This window comes from Oceanobacillus sp. FSL W8-0428, assembly GCF_038004405.1.
Lineage (GTDB): Bacteria > Bacillota > Bacilli > Bacillales > Amphibacillaceae > Oceanobacillus > Oceanobacillus sojae.
In genome coordinates this window covers 2,363,113-2,379,288 of the sequence record NZ_JBBORB010000001.1, presented here as the reverse complement: position 1 = coordinate 2,379,288, position 16,176 = coordinate 2,363,113, and the positions used below count along the sequence as shown (strand labels likewise).

The window sequence follows — 16,176 nt, the reverse complement described above, 5'->3', positions numbered from 1 at the left end:
TGCTGATTGAGGAGGCTTACTCTTCAATCAGCATTTTTTTCATTTTAAACCGGGTTAATAAAACGCCCTTTCTCTCTACATTTTCTTCTTCAATTAATTCAAAGCCATACCTTTCAAAAAATCCCCTTGCTGTAATGCTTGAGAAAGTCCAAATAAGCGTAATTTCTTTCTTCCTTGCCCACTTCTCTGTCTCTATTAATAAAACGGAAGCAATTCCTAAACGCTGTTTATCCTTATGTACATACAGGCGGTCTAAATAACCGTCAGCTCGAATGTCAGCAAAACCGACAATCTGCTCCTTTATTTTTGCGACGAAGGTTTGATTTTTCAATAGAGAAGCTCCCCATTCCTTTAATATATTCTCTTTCTCTTCTGCAGGAGCCTAGGCGGCAATTTCCTCCTCACTGTAATCTGCTCGATTTACTTCCTCTACTGTAGCGTAAAACAAGTCAACAATCTCCGCTATATCTTCTTGCGGAAAAGTCGTTATATGTATTTCACTCACAAAAACCTCTCCCTCACCCGCAACTATATTGCTGACTCATATAGAATTACAGCTGATGGAGGGCGGTCTGCCCTTCCATCAGCATTTTTAATCGAGTCAGCGAAATACCTTATTCTCTTTTTTATCACATGGATAGTAATATAATAATTGACGGGATAATCAATACTAATGAAATAATTGTTAAAATCCCCATGATTAATAATAAATTCCCGTACTTATTTAACAGCTCATTCACGTTACCTGCTGTTAAATCATCTGAAGATATAATATTGGAAGCTTCCACACCTGTCTGATAAAAGAGATAACCCGTTATAATTCCCGTCACACCACCGATAATTCCGCCGAGGCTCCCAAAGAAACTTACAATAATAGATAATGAGCTGAATATAATGGATGTCACACCAACTAATTTCCCCCATTTTGCTATTCTTTTTAAATTGTCCCTTTCTAAATACTCCATAAAAATTCCTCTCCTGTTAACGACTTTAGTACTATATTCACCTTCTATCGATTAGTTAAACATTTTCCAGTTCATTATTTGATTTATTTACCACTTATCACGTTCTAAAGATTAAAATTTGTGATTCCTGTTCTGCCCGACAGGATAAAAAGGGAACCATCAGATAAAAATGCTGATTAAGGGATAAACTTCCCACAATCAGCATTTCTTCAATTATTTAAAAACCGCTATAAGAATCACGATGGAATTTTCCGTATACTTGATGCAGATATTTATCCGGAACAGCTTCCTCTATTATTGGAAATATCTCTCTTTCCTCAAAACGAACATTGTTCTCTAAAAGCTCACCAAGACGATTCATCTTTTCATATGGATCTTCCTTGTTTTCTCGTATAGCATAAATGAGTCCGCGAATTTGTAGATGCTGATAAAGCATTTCTTTCATTAATTCAGTATCTGGTTTTTCAGCAAATACATCATAAAGGGGCAGCAAAACTTCTTCTTCATCCCGAAAATGATGAACAGCATCCTTTTCCCAATAATCAATAAGACCCCGAATAAATTGTCCTAATGATTTATCTGTCTTTTCTGTACCGGCCTGCTTTAATTCCATCGCTTGTACTAACGCATGATGATGGTGATGTGATAATGGTTTCAAACCATCATGCCTCTGCTTTTTCACAATAAAACACCTCCGACACTTTCTGATCAGCTTCTCCCGGTTAAAATAGAGAAAAGCCCTTTTTTTGCCCTTTTTTTTAGTATAAACCAAAGACTATCTGCTTTTATACTATTTCACTTTTTTATGATTTCTTTTTCAGATAATACGCTTCCTGAAATATATGCAGCTAAAGCCAAAAGCATAGATGTTACAACAGAATGCATTCCAAATGGCTGTGGATAAAAAGTTTCAAAGATAATATAGCTGATGACACCGGTGAGCATCGAAGCAATGGCTCCGTGCTTTGTACCTCTCCTCCAATAAAGCCCGAGAATAATCGGCCAGATAAAAGCAGCCTCCAGACCGCCCATGGAGAATAAATTCAGCCAGATAATTAAATCTGGCGGCTGCAGCGACATGAAAACAACAATGATTCCTATTAACGCGGTAGCACCCATACTCCATCTGCGAATGGTTTTATCACCTGCATCTGGACGGACATAATTTAAATAGACATCTTTTACAATTGTGGAACTTACCATTAACAGCAGCGAGTTAACTGTTGTCATAATCGCTGCCATCGGAGCAGCCAAAACAATTCCTGCTGCCCAGCCTGGTAAAACGGCCTGCGCTAGCTCTGGCATAACTGTATCGCCTATTTCAATCCCTGGAAGTACTGTCCTGCCAAACACACCGATTAAATGCATATTCAGCATAATAAAACCGACAACAAAGGTACTGATAATAATACCGCGATGCAGCGCCTTTGCATTTTTATAGGACATGGCACGGACAGCAATCTGCGGCAGAGCAACGACTCCGACTCCGACTAATACCCAAAAGGAAGAGACATAAGCAGGCGTCAGGCTTCCATCTGAACCAAATGGCGTAAGAAGATTGGGGTTCTCTGCAGCCAGATCACTCATAATCTGAGATACGCCGCCACCTGCAATAATAACTGCAACTAGTAAAACAAGCGTGCCCAGAAACATAATAATCCCCTGAATTCCATCTGTAATAGCTACTGCCCGAAATCCGCCAACGACAACATATACTAAAACAGCAAACGAAAAAATACATAAAGCTGTAAAATAAGGTATTCCGGTCAATGATTGAACCAGGCGTGCACCGCCAATCCATTGTGCAGACATCGCTGAGAACAGGAAAATCAAAATACTGGCTGCCGAAAGAAGTACAACCCATTTTGACTGATATCTTTCCTTTAAAAAATCAACAATCGTAACCGCCTTGTACTTCCTTGTAACGATAGCGAACCGTTTCCCTAGCACCATCAGTACAAAATATCCTGTGGCCAGCTGTGTCATGGATAACAATACCCAGCCAAGCCCTTCATTATAAGCTGTTCCCGGCCCGCTCAGGAAGCTGCTCGCACTTCCATATGTAGTTACCAGTGTCATTGCCAAAATAAATCCGCCGAGACTTCTTCCGCCAAGAAAATATTCCTGTAAAAACGAGTCAGAGCGGCTGACAAATTTACCTGCCCAAATACCCACTATAAAAACAAGGCTAATAAAGATAAATAATGGTAAAACTGCTTCCCAATTCATGAGTGAACTCCTTTTGGTATATAAGATATAATGTCTTTTATCTACTCTTCCTCTTCTAAGGATATATCTTTAAAAAAGAACTTAACAACAAGGATTGTTAAAATCATCATCACAATAAATCCAAGAATACAGCTGAAGAAAAACCAAGCTGGGAAGCCTAATATATAATTATAGGATTCCGGGGATTTATTCCCGAGCCCATAGGCAAAACCAAACCACCAGATAAAATTAAAAATAACAAGACCTACGCCCAGCCAAGCTTCACGGTTAGCAGTTTTGTAGCGTTTATCCGTCCATTCTTTTCTTTCCATAAAGAAGCTCCTATCCAGAATAGATTATTTTCTTTTTTACTATAATCAACTTTCTATTCACTGTAAACTAATTAACAGTAAATAGGAATGAAGGAAATTTTCTTTATACCCCTTAAGAAGAAAGACGACTTTCTATCAAGAAGAAGTCGCCTTGTATAATTTTCGAGTATTATTCTGCCTTTCTTCATTATTGTATCCAAATTTAATAAGAAAAAATGTTAACCCTGAATTAACAAGGGTATTCAAAATCCCTAATAGTACCGGAAAATCAATATTGAATGCAAAATAGCGATTAACCAGCGTAATAATAACTCCGGTAAGAATTAAATGAGAGCTGACTCCAAATACTTTAAATTTGAAGTTTCTGCTCTTAACTGTATATACCCCAAGAGGAATCAATAGAACAAAACTCATGTAGGAGTTTATTGCCAGCCAGCTTACTGCTTCGATAGAATTATTTAAAATCAAGGAAGGCCAAATATTTAGTAAAGTTTTTAAACCAAACATATAAAAGCTTATATAGAATAACAGACCTACTATATTTAGAAAGGTGCGTTCTATTATTAGATACCATAAACGATGTTTCCCATTTTTCATTTCATATATAATTTCACAAACAACTGCCAGCAATAAAACCCCCACCATTATGTATAACTGCATTATTGGTACATTCCCTTTAAATATTTCGAGCAAGAATTTAATAACGTTCAATAACTCACCTAACATTTCATTCACCTCCACTTTTTATTACATCGATCATCCCTTCTCGAGATGCTGTAATACTCCTTACTAAAACTCAAATGAAGCTGTATTAAATTCAGGCTTCCATCATATTTCATCTTCAAACGACAGGTTTACTGGTTTATCCTGCAGCTCACCCTGTATCTCCAGATTCGTTGCCGGAGTATTTTCATCTACTTCTTCAAAGGTAAATTGATCTGACCACACCGTTCCTTGGCCAGATAAAATGATACCAAACGAAATAACAGCGCTTTTTTCAGGTACATCTAAAACAATAGAATAACGATTCCAGTTTGTAGTGCCCTTAATAGGGCGATTACTCATATTATCAAATTGAACAACATCTTCCATTGTGTCATCCACCCGCATCCACATCCCGGCGTATGTTTCTACATCTTTTGTACGGATAAAACATGAAAGCCGAATACGTTTGTCGACAAACTGATTGGCCTTAAAAGCCTGCATCATCGTTGCAAAATTCGTTGAATCAAGTACTGTTTTGGATTTCAAATAACCAGATGCCTTTCCTTGGTGAACAATCTCATGATCAACTCCCATTTCATAACTAAACGGATCTGACCCACTCAGAAACCAACCTTTTATTTTTGTTTCCATGTACGATTCCTCCTTATTTTTTATCACGTCAGACATCAGCCTGCGATATTGACCGGGGGGTAACTTGTATATTTTTTTAAATGCTCTTGTAAAGGATTCTTGTGATTCAAATTGATAGTATAATGCAATGTCAAGAATTCGTTCGTTTGAATAGAGTAAGGCGACAGAAGCATTTGCTAACCTCCGCATCCGAATGTATTCAGTAATCGTCATACCTGCCGATGATTGAAATATTCTATGGAAGTGGAATTTCGAAAAATTGGATTGCCGCGCAATATCTTCCAATGTAAGAGACTCATGCAAGTGCTCCTCAATATACATAATGGTTTGTTTTATAACGAATTCATAGTTATTCAACGTAAGCTCCCCTCCTTTATTTATAGAATATCAAAATCCTCCATTAATTTTTTGATATATCTTGCGAAATGATTGTTTTTTTCTTCCTGATATCATTCAAACACTGTGTTATTACAATCCATACAATGAAATTCAACTTCATTCCTATTATTTAAATTCATCAATGGTGTAGTCCGGGGACTTCATCATTTCCATGGCATTGCAGCCATACCTAGACAGGCTCCGATGGTAGAAATAGTGCATGATGATATTAGACCTGACGGTGGCAATTGGGAATGGATTTTTGACGAAAGAAGTATTAATCCAGAGCAAGATTTTTCACAAGGTTATTTTTTACTAGATCCTGGTGAAGAAGATGAACAGGTATTTTACTACTTTTTAGTAGCTCATTTTTCCGGTGAAATTGTATTCGAACATTGAGACGGCGAAGTAAGGTACTTCCAAATAAAAGAAGACAATTCCGTCGTGGAAGTTTATTGAGATAAAGGTGAAACCTTATCTTATTTTATTTTCAATTGAATTGTTCCTTCCCCTGTTCTTTAAGATTAATAGTTTATTATTGCGTTTGTAAAAATAAACTTTTTTGAATATTTTTTAGTGTGGGGATTGTTTTAATAGTTATTTATGGTAGAATTGGTTCTAAATTGGAAAGGAGAGGGTACTATAGTATATTTTAAAGTCATTAAATGTAATAAAATTGATTGTTAAGGTGGGACACTATGAAAAAGATAATTTTAGTAATAAGTATTTTACTTGTTATAGTAAGCTTTTTACTATTTTATAGTGTGAAAAAGGAATATATCGGTCTAGTTGAAATTTTAGAGGTGCAAAATACTGACGCAAGCTATTTTCTTACTTTTCAAATTATTGATTGGGGAGAAACAGTTACTGTAGAAATTGATAGTAATTTTGAATTTATTGATGAAAATTCCAATCGTGTATCTTTTAATAGAGGATGGGATTCTATTAAAGTGAACGAATATTACCACGTAGATGTTATTAAGGAAAATGGTTTGAAAAGTCTGAATGGTGAGAAATATACCCTGAAAAATATGTACCTATTAGAAAACAATTGAAAGGGGATACAAATGAAAAAATCATTATTATCTATAGTAGTTTTTGTAAGTTCAATTATATTTTTGTTTTTTACTCATACTGATTCTTCTAGTGTTGATGCAAAAGAAAAAGATTCAAATGACTCATTAAATATTGAGAGTTTGGAAGATGGTAGAGTAGCTCCTGCAGAAAACGCAAAAAATCTAAACGAAGAAGAACTCAATCAAATACTTATTGAAATAGGTCACTCGATGGAAGATATTAATCATTATCCTATTGATTTAAAACAAGAATTTGTAGAATTAGGCGGCATGAAAGTAGAACCTGACAGTGAAGAAGTAGATCATAAACTTATAATTGATGATGAAGAATCTGAAGAAGTTGGCACGTTAGCCTCTTGTAAACCAAGTGATACTAACGGTAATTGTTCAGATGGTGATTGGAATGGCAGTGTTAATTTATTTAAAATCGGAGAGACTAGCTCACAGTATCAATACATAGTTCAATATAGAGTTCATTGGGAACAGACTCCGTTTTTTACATTTAAAGATAAGATAGGAGTTCATTGGGGAGCATTTGGGCAACCCGTTAGTGGTACTGCCTATGGTGAGGGTTCTGCAATTGACCCTGTTGGAGATACTATTTACTTTTCAATGCCTATGGATTTAAGCAGTAATTATGGATTCACAGGCGAGTATCGGTTTCCTTGTCCAGATCAAACTTGTAGGGTACAAGGTAGATTTGGATCTATGCATGAACAAATAAATATATCTAAAAATCAATATAAGCCAGGAGAACAATTAACCATTTCTGCTCATCATATTCATCCTCATCTACCAAATAACCTTTCGCTTAGTGTTGCTTTAGGCGGTGTATCTGTATCAGGGCTGCCAAGTCAATATGATGAATGGACTTGGAGAGCCAATTTTACATTAAATTAGATAAGAAAAAATATTAAGCAGATTTTCCCTCTTGTTCACGGGGTTAGTCTGCTTCTTTTTTTATTTAAATTTAGATAAGGGAAGTACTTCCCTTATCTTTTAATTAATTTCCGTTAGAAATGCTTTACCATTATTTACAAAAAGTACAACATCCTTATAATCTTCTATTTTAGTTATAAAAACCCCTTTATGTTGCTTGATAGGTATAATATGTACCGGTTTATTAATTTGCATTGTTAAACTGTCTTTTATGAGTCTCAATTTTTCTTTTTTCGATAAATGAGTAACAGACAACAATAAAGTATTAATACTGTTTAATTCAACTTGCTTTCCATCTATATTGGACCTCTTTTTAATAATATTGATTAGCATATCAACTTCATACTGATTTTCTTTTTTGTAGCATTTTAAATTATTCTCTGTAGCATCTAAATTTTTTGAAGAAGACTTTTGTAATTGATATTTTTGTTTTTTCGTTTCCCAATCAAAAGTAGTTACATAATCTATAATGGATTCCTCTAAGTTCGTAAATCCAGTATAATCTGTCATATAAAAAACCTTATCTACAGTAGTGTAAATTGGATGATTTCTTATAGAGATTTTTAAATCGTAATATCCATATTTTTCCACCACGATATATGCGGATTCGGTCTTTTCAGACTTACTGTAACGAACTACAGTGCCGGTCAGTGTTTTTTATATTCTTTTAATTACTTTAGGTAAAATAAATTCTCTTAAATCTTGTATTATTTTTTCGGGTAAGGGTAACATTTAACCAAAAAAAAGAAACACTGTTGTTTAGCGCTTCTTTTCACCAAATTTCAAGGCCATAATAAATATTTTTCCCATACTCCATTTATTAATTGATATTTTAACCTGGCATGCTTTCTGCTGCCTGCCAGAATTCTGCTTCCTTGGCAACGACCCGGTACTGTGTCCAGGCAGGAGAAACAGCACCCGGATTCTTCTCCAGATCATTGACTTTTTCTTTTAAAACGGTATCCAGATCGTCCGGCTTATCAAGAATCTCACTCTGCTTTCCCAATAATGCAATTGCCCACATTCAATAACCATTTATCCTATGTAATCGCAAGCTCCTAATTGATGCTTCTTAAACAACACTCCACTATTCTGTTTTCTCCTTAATGCGCATCGACAACAAAACTCCAAGCAAGGCCAGCACAGCCATAATAATAAATGCATATGTTGTGCCCCAATATGTTCCTACTTGCTCCGAGACATCCATCATAGAAGTGGTCACACTGATAACAGTGGTTAATACAACAACACCAAAAGCCATCCCCAATTGGCGCACTGTGTTAATAATGGCCGAATTATGCGCCATCTCCTTCTCATCCAATACATCTACACTGACAGAAACTAAAGGCATCAGCGTCAGTCCAAAGCCTGTCATAAAGAAGCAAAAATAAATCATTATCAGGAATGGAGAACTGTCGATATGCAGGCTTATCATTAGAACTAAGGAAAGTAATGTAGAGGAAAAACCAATAATAGATAGCATTCTTCCACCAAACCGATCATATAAATTTCCTGAAATAACAGATACAATACAAAGAAGAACCGTACCTGGAACTAATAAAAAGCCGGATAAAAAGGCACTTGTTTCTAATACATTTTGAGCAAACATCGGCAAGATCGTTTCTGCTGACAATAACAGCATCATATTCATAAAAATAAGTACTACAGTCAACAAGAAAGTTTTATTTTGAAATAAACGGAGGTTGAGCACCGGAATTTGAATAGCCAATTGCCTTCTGACAAAAAGATATAAAAGAACAGCACTGATAAAAAATGGCAAGATAACTAACATCAAATTGAGTCCGACAATACTAATATTACTTATACTGAAAATAAACAAAGAAAAAGCCCCTGCTGACAGAATAACAGAGAGAATGTCCAAACGCGCTGCCTGCTTTTTCAAAACATCTTTCATATAGAAAATTGCCATAATCAGCAGAATAAGAACTAATGGCAGCATAAACCAATGGAGTATACGCCATTGGAAGACATCAATAATCATTCCCGTCAATGATGGCGCACTCGCCGGTGCTACATTGACTACTCCGCCTAGCAATCCCAGAGCAAATCCCCGTCTTTCTTTAGGGAATACGGTAATTAAAATCGTTTGGATAACAGGTAATATAACACCTGTACCAACTGCCTGTATTGCTCTGGCAAGAATTAATTGCAGAAAGCTTTGTGAAAGCGCCCCTACAACAAGGCCTGCTGCCATACAAATAAGGGCAAAAATTAAAAGAGCCTTTGTTGAGAATCGATTGGACAAATACCCGGTCAGCGGAATAAATACAATCGTTGTTAATAAGTAAATAGTCGTCAGCCATTGAACCTCGGTAGCATTAACCTGAAATTCTCTCATAATTGTCGGATAAGACGTAATTAATAGAAACTGACAAAACGTTAACAAAAATGCAGTAGCCAGTGTTACAATAATGACGCCTTTATTTTCTAATTTATTTTGCATTTCTCCTCCTCATTTCTTCTGACCTTGTATTCCAGGTGAAATTCAGTTGAATTGTTTTATCATCAAATAATGTGGAATCCCGTCTTCCATAAATTCATCCGAAGCAGTTTCATACCCGAGCTTATGGTAAAATGCTTCCGCATGCGACTGTCCATGCAGCTTTGCCTGAGTCAGACCTTTTTCTAAAGCGATTTCCTCTAAGGACTTTACGACAGTCTTCCCAAGACCATATTTACGATAGGGCTTCAAAATACAGATCCGCTCTAACTTCCCTACTCCCTCTACTGCTCTAATTCTTCCTACTCCTACAGGCTTATTGTCGTAATATACTAAAATATGATCGCAGTCAGCATCCAGCGAGTCAAATTCATCAAACTCCTCTTCCTCTGCCACTTCCTGCTCCTTCACAAAGATTTCTTTTCTAATTTCAAAAACTTTCTGTAAATCCTGCTCTTCTGTTACTATTTTATATGTCATACTGTGCCCCTTTCCAGATTCATTTTTATTAAATAATATAGTAGCTATCATTATAAGGTAATCTATTATTGTTGTAAATGCAACAATAATAGATTATTTGATTTAAAAGCTTTGAAAAAGCCTCTCAGTCTAATTTTGACCAAGAGACCACTTTCTTTTTATAATAAGAACATTTTTTATTCTTTATCTTCTACTCTATTGAATATTGCTTCTGGAATCATTTCAAAACCTTCAATCACTGTGTTTTCTTCCACTTCAATCATTAAACAGAGCTTGCCGTCAAGCGTTGTCTGGCGTACATAGCGTAAATCCTGCGGACATACTTTAATATCAGCAACTTTTGTTTTAATTTTAATGGACTTCGAGGTGTATTTCGGTACCACACTCGTTGCCTTGAGCTCATATTTTTCATCGTCAATTACTTTTTTAAAAGCGGACTCTACTTTTTCTGGATCAATATCCTGCACACCGCTGCTGGTTAATACCTTTTCTACATCCCGATAATCCAGTTTTGGTGTATCAGGCTCTTCATTTTCTTCCACAACACGCTGAATCTCATCATATACATTCGCCAGTGTTGTCGTATTAATTTGATCCCCTGCAACATCCTTTACAATCTCTTCGAATACAATCTTATCATCCTCTGCTGTCATTGCTTCCTCAGCATTCAGAACTTCTTCGATAAGATGATAATCCAGCTCATATGGTTTAGAGGCGGAATAAAGCACATGATTCACATCTGCCGCACCGCCAGTAAAGGATGGGAATAAGAAACCGCCAATCGGCGCTTTTAAATTAATTACCGGATCCACGACAAAATGGTATTTAAACTCCTTCTCCACATAATCGAAAAGCAGCTCTTTTTTCGGGTCCATCGTTTTGTTGATGCTGCATAAAATAAAAGGACTTGAATAAACTCTGTCCCGGCTGCTTTCTTCCGATTCTTCATTACTCCGTTTCGCAGGCTTTGCGTATTCCCCGTGGATAAATGTAACTACAATATCCATCTCATATTGCTTATCCTTCAGCATTTTCGCTACCAGCTCCAGCATCTGCTCCTTCCATTCCTCTGTATCTCCTGAGAGCATTGCCTTATGAAGTATGAGCTGACTGCTATCTTCCACATCACGCTGAAACTTAAGCTCGAATAATTTCTGATCTAACTGGCCTGTCAGCACCTTTTTAAAATTCGCCATAAACAAGTCCTTCTGCTCATCCTCCAGCAGTTCAAACGGTGTACTTTCGTAATGATAGATTTCACTTGATTCCTTCATAATATATACATTAAAAATATCCTGGATTTTTAATAAATCATTATTTACTTTGAATTGTTTTTTTATATCTGCAATATCTTTTTTATTCAAAATGGATTCTCCTCTGATTCTTAATCGGCTTATCACTTTTGCTGTTAGATTCTCAGCAGTATCTATCCATTTTATCATAAAACAATGCTGGGTTCAGTGGAAGATGTACTTTTACTTAAGTGAGATTTTTAAGCAAAAGAAAACTGGATTAATATAGATTCCGATGATTGAATCCCTTTTAATTCGTTTTTTTGTTAACAAACATTTAATATTATAACTTACTATTTTGGTAGTCTGGCATCTCTTTTTATCATTTAGTGCTCCATTTTAGTCTCAGATTTCATAACAAAAATCTTGATACAATTCTGCGAAAAGTATATAATATTATTGTTCGCTTGATTTCTAATACACCATTAAAATATTTCGGGGCCTTGGTATAATGGGATTACGTTTGACTGGCAGTCAAATAATACGGGTTCGATTCCCGTAGGCTCCACTACCGGTAATACATAAAAACACGCTTGCTTATTCTAATTTAGAATGAGAAGCGTGTTTTTTAATGAACTTCTTTTTTTTCATATATTTTTAGGCTCTATACTGAATGTGGTGGTGTCCTCCGTTCCATCGTCAGATGGAATGGAGACAAAAAAATACACTCAGTTTCCTCTCTCTGTTACCCTTGAGTTGTCGAGACAAAAGGAATGGGAGAGGAAAAGAGTGCACCATCATTTTATCACAGAGTTGTTAGGAATTAAAGATACGCATGTGGATGTGTGGGATATCAGAGAAGAAGAAAATTATTTTATTGCGGAATTGTTCACGAAACAGCGCAAGCAGAAGTGTCCTTTTTGCGGAGAGAGGACCAAGCGGATGCATGGCTATCGCTGGCAAAGCGTTCAAGGACCAGCGTTTACGACCAAAGAAATTCAAATTTCCCTGCGAAAGAGACGTTATATTTGTACGTCGTGCCATCACACATTTTATGAACGTTTACAAATGATTCAACGGTATCAACGGTGTATGGCGAGCGTTCAGACGACAGCGATGATGCATGCAGCGATAAGTTCCTTTCGAACGGCAGCGCTCGTAACTGGAGTGACGGAAAGTCGCGTTTTACGATGGTTTGACCAGAAGGAGCTAACATCTAGGAAGGTATTGCCGCGTGTTATTGCGATTGATGAGTTTAAAGGAGATGCGGATGGCAAAAGGTTTCAATTGAATGTAGTAGATGTGGAGAATCGAAGAATTATCGATATCTTGCCGGATCGAAAAGTAGAAACAATGGAGGAGTACCTGAAGTCTTGTGATACAGGAAAGGTAGAGATTGTCGTGATGGATTTATCCCGAAGTTTTAAACAAGCTATTCGAAAAGCGTTGGGAAATCCTCTTATTATCGCAGATCGTTTTCACTTTGTGCGACAGGTCTATTGGGCTTTTGATGAAGTACGTCGTGAAGTTCAAAAAGGACTGCCCAAGAAAGATCGGATTCGAATGAAACGCTCCAAGAAGCTTCTTTGGAAATCATGGATAGCGTGCTCTGATAACCAGAAGAAGAAAATCCAACAATTATTAGAAATGGATACGCGCTTAAAGGAAGCCTATGATTTAAAGCATGCATTGGATATGTGGTTTAAGGAAAGTGACGAATATAGCGTAGCTGCAGGATTAGAAGCATGCTTAAAAAAGTTGAAAGCATCCACATTAGATGGGTTTCATCGTGTCGCGGGTACATTTAAAAGATGGCGTCAAGAGATCCTTCAATCTTTTATGTACCCTTATAATAATGGCTACATAGAAGGAGTAAATAACACCATTAAAGTATTAAAGAGACTATCTTATGGAATTAAAAATTTTGAGCGAATGAGAAAGAAAATTCTATGGCAACAAGAGGTAAAACTTGTATTAAAATAAGCTCATAAAAAAAGAGGTGGGGAATGATTATTCCACCACCACATTTGACATAGAACCTATTTTTATTGAAATATATGAAATGATGGAAGCAATCAATATAGTAATTCCAATTACTAGAGTAAAATTTACTACAGAAAATATAGAGGAACCATTACTTTGGTAATTAATGTAGTACACTATTGTTAAAATCGTAAAGACTACTATGTTACCGGTCAAATATCTTTTTAGCGATTTTATCGAAGGCTTCATGATATCCCCCTTTCAAACAATTAGACTTCTTTAGCTTCCAGTTCGTTTATATTTTGTAGGCCAGGCATTGAAGCCAATTGTCTCAATAATGCCAGTGGTTCCTTTCCGGTTAATTTGCGCAATACTAATTTATCTTTCTCTAATGCAGGAATTATTTAATGTCTCCCTTATTTATATTTATTTAATATTCCCTCTGGAATATGACAATAATCATTAGGATATCTGGCTAACCTGTCTTGATGCTCCTCAGCGCTTCTTACATAATTGGTAAGCGGCAATACTTCAACCATAATACGCTCATAATCATCTCTATTCTCAAGGAACTCCTTTGCTTCTTTTAAATGCTCCGGATTTTCACTATATACACCTGTTCTATATTTTTCACCAACATCCTGCCCTTGTTTATTCAAACTGTACGGGTCAATGATTTCAAATAAATATTCCATGAATTCCTTCATCGTTACAACCGTCGGATCAAATTCTGTTTTTACACATTCGACGTACCCATCATACTCACCTTCAAGCGTATGACTTGTTCCATTAGCTCTTCCCGCTTCTGTAAATGTAACTCCAGGTAACGTTTTTATAAAAGCCTGCACTCCCCATAAACATCCACCTGCAAAGTAGACTACTTCCATATTGACTCTCCTCTTTGCGTTTAAACAACACTCAAAATTAAATTCTAAGTAATTATAAAGCTGTAGTTACTAAATTGATTCATATTCAACGAATGATACCTTCTCACTTATCCTAATTACTAATAAAAACAGGATAGCATTTTAAAACTCTGCATGCTACCCTGTTTTTTTTCATAACCTCTCCCGGTTGTATTTCAAATTGAATCTTTAAAAATTCTTGTCCACTAAAGGCTTTCCATCCTGGTACCATAACAGTCAGCCCTGCTCCATAACCTTCTTGATGCAGCATGTACAGTACACCCGTCTCATTATCCCGAATCACCTTGGTAACCTTCATCTTTCCCTGAGTATAAACTTCTTCAAAACGATTGTCTGCCATTGTTACACCCCTCATTAGTTTTTCTGATTAAATTTTGAAACGGCTTTACTTTAATCTTATTTTAACATACAAAAATTATTTCCCTTCCTTAGAATGTTTGAATAATCATTATAAGGAAGCTTGTAATGATTATTTTATTTATCTCGCAATTCTATTCACTTATATAAGTTTTTCTTATTTAAAAAGATAACTTTTTGATATTTTCCTTATTTTTCTTGCTATGATAAGATAAAATCATCTTTAAATTACATATCTCCATATTTAGTAAATTTTATAATCCAGCAATGAAAAATTTAGATTGAGGTTTGATATGTTTATTTATATTCTATTAGACGTGATATTTCCAATATTGATATTAACCTTGACCGGCGCAGTATTACAAAGAAAATTCCAATTTAGTCTGAAGCAGCTGTCTACACTGATTACTTATTGCTTGATGCCGGCTGCTGTATTTGTGAACATCTATAATATTAGCATTCAAATAAATTTGTTTTTCCAAATAATATACTATCTGATACTTTATAGTTTAGCCCTTATTGTCGTCAGTAATATTATTTCAAAAATATTAAAATTAGATAAAGGCGAAAGTGCAGCCCTAAAGAATAGTATTTCGTTAATGAACTCCGGTAATTACGGCTTGCCGGTAAGTCAATTAGTTTTCAGCCACAATCCCTTAGGTTTTTCTATTCAGGTTTTTATTTTAATTTTCCAGAATCTTTTAACGTATTCTTATGGAATCTATAACTTATTATCAGCAACCAAATCAATCGGAGGTATTATTCAATCATTTTTAAGACTGCCTGTATTTCATGCGCTTATATTAGGTATTCTCTTTCAAGCTTTTACCATTCCAATTCCTAATTCTATCATGATACCTCTTGACCAGCTTGCGGATGGTTTTGTTGCCATAGCGCTCTTATTACTGGGAGCACAATTATCTAACATTAAACTTCACTTTTTCCATAGAGTCATCACATGGTCTTTAATTGGAAGGCTGTTCGTTGGACCGTTATTAGCGCTTGCTGTTATATATCTGCTGAACATCGATGGCGTTGTTGCACAATCATTATTTATTGCAAGCTCTTTTCCTACCTCCAGAAATACATCAACGATTGCTATGGAATATCAAATAAAGCCTGAACTGCATGCACAAATTGTTTTGTTTTCAACACTTTTAAGCATCATCACCGTAACTGTCGTTATTTATTTTTCATATATTTTGTTTTGAGCCAGTTTGATTGAGTGCCAAGAATCTTTGATATAATAGATTTTTGGCACTTTTTTAGTTATGACAATTGTAGTTATTTCTGATGGTCTGCAGGCCTGATTACCTTATTTTATCCTGAATAACTTCTATTTCAATCTAATTCGAAAGGCTGCCAACTGTGAATATAACTCAGCCTCTTCACGCGTAATCACTTTCTTTAAATTGTAGCTTTCTTAAAAATTATCTTCTTTCTGTTTACTTTTACAAACCTCTCTCTTGATTAGTTAATTTAA

20 protein-coding genes and 1 tRNA gene are annotated in these 16,176 nt (G+C 35.7%); 6 read left to right on the top strand and 15 right to left on the bottom strand.

What is annotated here, in order from left to right; all coding sequences use genetic code 11:
* Positions 1-16: 16 nt before the first annotated feature.
* The 8 genes from MKY30_RS11150 to MKY30_RS11115 all read right to left on the bottom strand — a co-directional run bounded on the left by MKY30_RS11150 (position 17) and on the right by MKY30_RS11115 (position 5,182).
* Positions 17-358, bottom strand: a complete 342-nt coding sequence (locus MKY30_RS11150) for a GNAT family N-acetyltransferase (RefSeq protein ID WP_281289852.1) — start codon at positions 356-358, stop codon at positions 17-19.
* Between the two features lie 24 nt (positions 359-382).
* Entirely contained in the window at positions 383-505 is a 123-nt protein-coding gene (locus MKY30_RS11145; RefSeq protein ID WP_341083935.1) for a hypothetical protein, read from the bottom strand.
* Between the two features lie 124 nt (positions 506-629).
* Positions 630-965, bottom strand: coding sequence for a DUF5362 family protein (locus tag MKY30_RS11140; protein WP_147210887.1), 336 nt, complete (start codon positions 963-965; stop codon positions 630-632).
* Positions 966-1,182: 217 nt separating this feature from the next.
* Positions 1,183-1,647, bottom strand: coding sequence for a hemerythrin domain-containing protein (locus tag MKY30_RS11135; RefSeq protein ID WP_246145160.1), 465 nt, complete (start codon positions 1,645-1,647; stop codon positions 1,183-1,185).
* Positions 1,648-1,760: 113 nt separating this feature from the next.
* Positions 1,761-3,194: a sodium/pantothenate symporter gene (gene panF / locus MKY30_RS11130; protein ID WP_156985687.1), complete on the bottom strand. Its 1,434-nt coding sequence runs from the start codon at positions 3,192-3,194 to the stop codon at positions 1,761-1,763.
* Positions 3,195-3,235: 41 nt separating this feature from the next.
* Positions 3,236-3,505: a YhdT family protein gene (locus tag MKY30_RS11125; RefSeq protein ID WP_147210885.1), complete on the bottom strand. Its 270-nt coding sequence runs from the start codon at positions 3,503-3,505 to the stop codon at positions 3,236-3,238.
* Positions 3,506-3,640: 135 nt separating this feature from the next.
* Entirely contained in the window at positions 3,641-4,231 is a 591-nt protein-coding gene (locus tag MKY30_RS11120; protein ID WP_341083931.1) for a hypothetical protein, read from the bottom strand.
* A 102-nt stretch (positions 4,232-4,333) separates the two neighbouring features.
* The gene (locus MKY30_RS11115) at positions 4,334-5,182 is read right to left on the bottom strand and encodes an AraC family transcriptional regulator (RefSeq protein ID WP_341085622.1); all 849 of its coding nucleotides are present in this window, start codon (positions 5,180-5,182) and stop codon (positions 4,334-4,336) included.
* Between the two features lie 261 nt (positions 5,183-5,443).
* Between MKY30_RS11115 and MKY30_RS11110 the strand changes: the two genes are divergently transcribed.
* The 3 genes from MKY30_RS11110 to MKY30_RS11100 all read left to right on the top strand — a co-directional run bounded on the left by MKY30_RS11110 (position 5,444) and on the right by MKY30_RS11100 (position 7,215).
* A complete protein-coding gene (locus MKY30_RS11110) occupies positions 5,444-5,638 on the top strand; it encodes a hypothetical protein (RefSeq protein WP_147210883.1) in 195 nt (64 codons plus the stop codon).
* Between the two features lie 299 nt (positions 5,639-5,937).
* The gene (locus MKY30_RS11105; protein ID WP_156985689.1) at positions 5,938-6,294 is read left to right on the top strand and encodes a hypothetical protein; all 357 of its coding nucleotides are present in this window, start codon (positions 5,938-5,940) and stop codon (positions 6,292-6,294) included.
* 12 nt (positions 6,295-6,306) lie between these two features.
* The gene (locus tag MKY30_RS11100) at positions 6,307-7,215 is read left to right on the top strand and encodes a hypothetical protein (RefSeq protein ID WP_156985690.1); all 909 of its coding nucleotides are present in this window, start codon (positions 6,307-6,309) and stop codon (positions 7,213-7,215) included.
* A gap of 99 nt (positions 7,216-7,314) precedes the next feature.
* On the opposite strand, the gene MKY30_RS11095 is transcribed toward MKY30_RS11100, so the two are convergent.
* From MKY30_RS11095 to MKY30_RS11075, 5 genes are all read right to left on the bottom strand, one after another.
* On the bottom strand, positions 7,315-7,764 hold the full coding sequence (locus MKY30_RS11095) for a hypothetical protein (RefSeq protein WP_341083930.1): 450 nt from the start codon (positions 7,762-7,764) through the stop codon (positions 7,315-7,317).
* Positions 7,765-8,086: 322 nt separating this feature from the next.
* Entirely contained in the window at positions 8,087-8,278 is a 192-nt protein-coding gene (locus MKY30_RS11090; protein ID WP_147210880.1) for an FMN-binding protein, read from the bottom strand.
* 63 nt (positions 8,279-8,341) lie between these two features.
* Complete coding sequence (locus MKY30_RS11085) at positions 8,342-9,718, bottom strand: MFS transporter (protein WP_341083928.1); 1,377 nt, start codon at positions 9,716-9,718, stop codon at positions 8,342-8,344.
* 42 nt (positions 9,719-9,760) lie between these two features.
* The gene (locus MKY30_RS11080) at positions 9,761-10,195 is read right to left on the bottom strand and encodes a GNAT family N-acetyltransferase (RefSeq protein WP_339284747.1); all 435 of its coding nucleotides are present in this window, start codon (positions 10,193-10,195) and stop codon (positions 9,761-9,763) included.
* A gap of 176 nt (positions 10,196-10,371) precedes the next feature.
* The gene (locus tag MKY30_RS11075; protein WP_147210877.1) at positions 10,372-11,559 is read right to left on the bottom strand and encodes a DUF4317 domain-containing protein; all 1,188 of its coding nucleotides are present in this window, start codon (positions 11,557-11,559) and stop codon (positions 10,372-10,374) included.
* A gap of 365 nt (positions 11,560-11,924) precedes the next feature.
* On the opposite strand from MKY30_RS11075, the gene MKY30_RS11070 reads away from it, so the two are divergent.
* A tRNA-Ala gene (locus tag MKY30_RS11070) sits at positions 11,925-11,995 on the top strand.
* A 221-nt stretch (positions 11,996-12,216) separates the two neighbouring features.
* Positions 12,217-13,410: an ISL3 family transposase gene (locus tag MKY30_RS11065; protein WP_341083926.1), complete on the top strand. Its 1,194-nt coding sequence runs from the start codon at positions 12,217-12,219 to the stop codon at positions 13,408-13,410.
* A 416-nt stretch (positions 13,411-13,826) separates the two neighbouring features.
* On the opposite strand, the gene MKY30_RS11060 is transcribed toward MKY30_RS11065, so the two are convergent.
* Entirely contained in the window at positions 13,827-14,297 is a 471-nt protein-coding gene (locus MKY30_RS11060; protein WP_147210876.1) for a peptide-methionine (S)-S-oxide reductase, read from the bottom strand.
* 112 nt (positions 14,298-14,409) lie between these two features.
* Complete coding sequence (locus MKY30_RS11055) at positions 14,410-14,676, bottom strand: DUF6440 family protein (RefSeq protein WP_341083924.1); 267 nt, start codon at positions 14,674-14,676, stop codon at positions 14,410-14,412.
* A 310-nt stretch (positions 14,677-14,986) separates the two neighbouring features.
* Between MKY30_RS11055 and MKY30_RS11050 the strand changes: the two genes are divergently transcribed.
* Entirely contained in the window at positions 14,987-15,904 is a 918-nt protein-coding gene (locus MKY30_RS11050) for an AEC family transporter (protein WP_147210875.1), read from the top strand.
* Positions 15,905-16,176: the final 272 nt, after the last annotated feature.

What these genes read in the sequence shown, in the direction of transcription:
- MKY30_RS11140 (WP_147210887.1), bottom strand. Translation starts at nt 965, where the DNA reads ATGGAGTATTTAGAAAGGGACAATTTAAAAAGAATAGCAAAATGGGGG.
- panF (WP_156985687.1), bottom strand. Translation starts at nt 3,194, where the DNA reads ATGAATTGGGAAGCAGTTTTACCATTATTTATCTTTATTAGCCTTGTT.
- MKY30_RS11125 (WP_147210885.1), bottom strand. Translation starts at nt 3,505, where the DNA reads ATGGAAAGAAAAGAATGGACGGATAAACGCTACAAAACTGCTAACCGT.
- MKY30_RS11120 (WP_341083931.1), bottom strand. Translation starts at nt 4,231, where the DNA reads ATGTTAGGTGAGTTATTGAACGTTATTAAATTCTTGCTCGAAATATTT.
- MKY30_RS11115 (WP_341085622.1), bottom strand. Translation starts at nt 5,182, where the DNA reads ATGTATATTGAGGAGCACTTGCATGAGTCTCTTACATTGGAAGATATT.
- MKY30_RS11110 (WP_147210883.1), top strand. Translation starts at nt 5,444, where the DNA reads ATGGTAGAAATAGTGCATGATGATATTAGACCTGACGGTGGCAATTGG.
- MKY30_RS11105 (WP_156985689.1), top strand. Translation starts at nt 5,938, where the DNA reads ATGAAAAAGATAATTTTAGTAATAAGTATTTTACTTGTTATAGTAAGC.
- MKY30_RS11100 (WP_156985690.1), top strand. Translation starts at nt 6,307, where the DNA reads ATGAAAAAATCATTATTATCTATAGTAGTTTTTGTAAGTTCAATTATA.
- MKY30_RS11095 (WP_341083930.1), bottom strand. Translation starts at nt 7,764, where the DNA reads ATGACAGATTATACTGGATTTACGAACTTAGAGGAATCCATTATAGAT.
- MKY30_RS11090 (WP_147210880.1), bottom strand. Translation starts at nt 8,278, where the DNA reads ATGTGGGCAATTGCATTATTGGGAAAGCAGAGTGAGATTCTTGATAAG.
- MKY30_RS11085 (WP_341083928.1), bottom strand. Translation starts at nt 9,718, where the DNA reads ATGCAAAATAAATTAGAAAATAAAGGCGTCATTATTGTAACACTGGCT.
- MKY30_RS11080 (WP_339284747.1), bottom strand. Translation starts at nt 10,195, where the DNA reads ATGACATATAAAATAGTAACAGAAGAGCAGGATTTACAGAAAGTTTTT.
- MKY30_RS11060 (WP_147210876.1), bottom strand. Translation starts at nt 14,297, where the DNA reads ATGGAAGTAGTCTACTTTGCAGGTGGATGTTTATGGGGAGTGCAGGCT.
- MKY30_RS11055 (WP_341083924.1), bottom strand. Translation starts at nt 14,676, where the DNA reads ATGGCAGACAATCGTTTTGAAGAAGTTTATACTCAGGGAAAGATGAAG.
- MKY30_RS11050 (WP_147210875.1), top strand. Translation starts at nt 14,987, where the DNA reads ATGTTTATTTATATTCTATTAGACGTGATATTTCCAATATTGATATTA.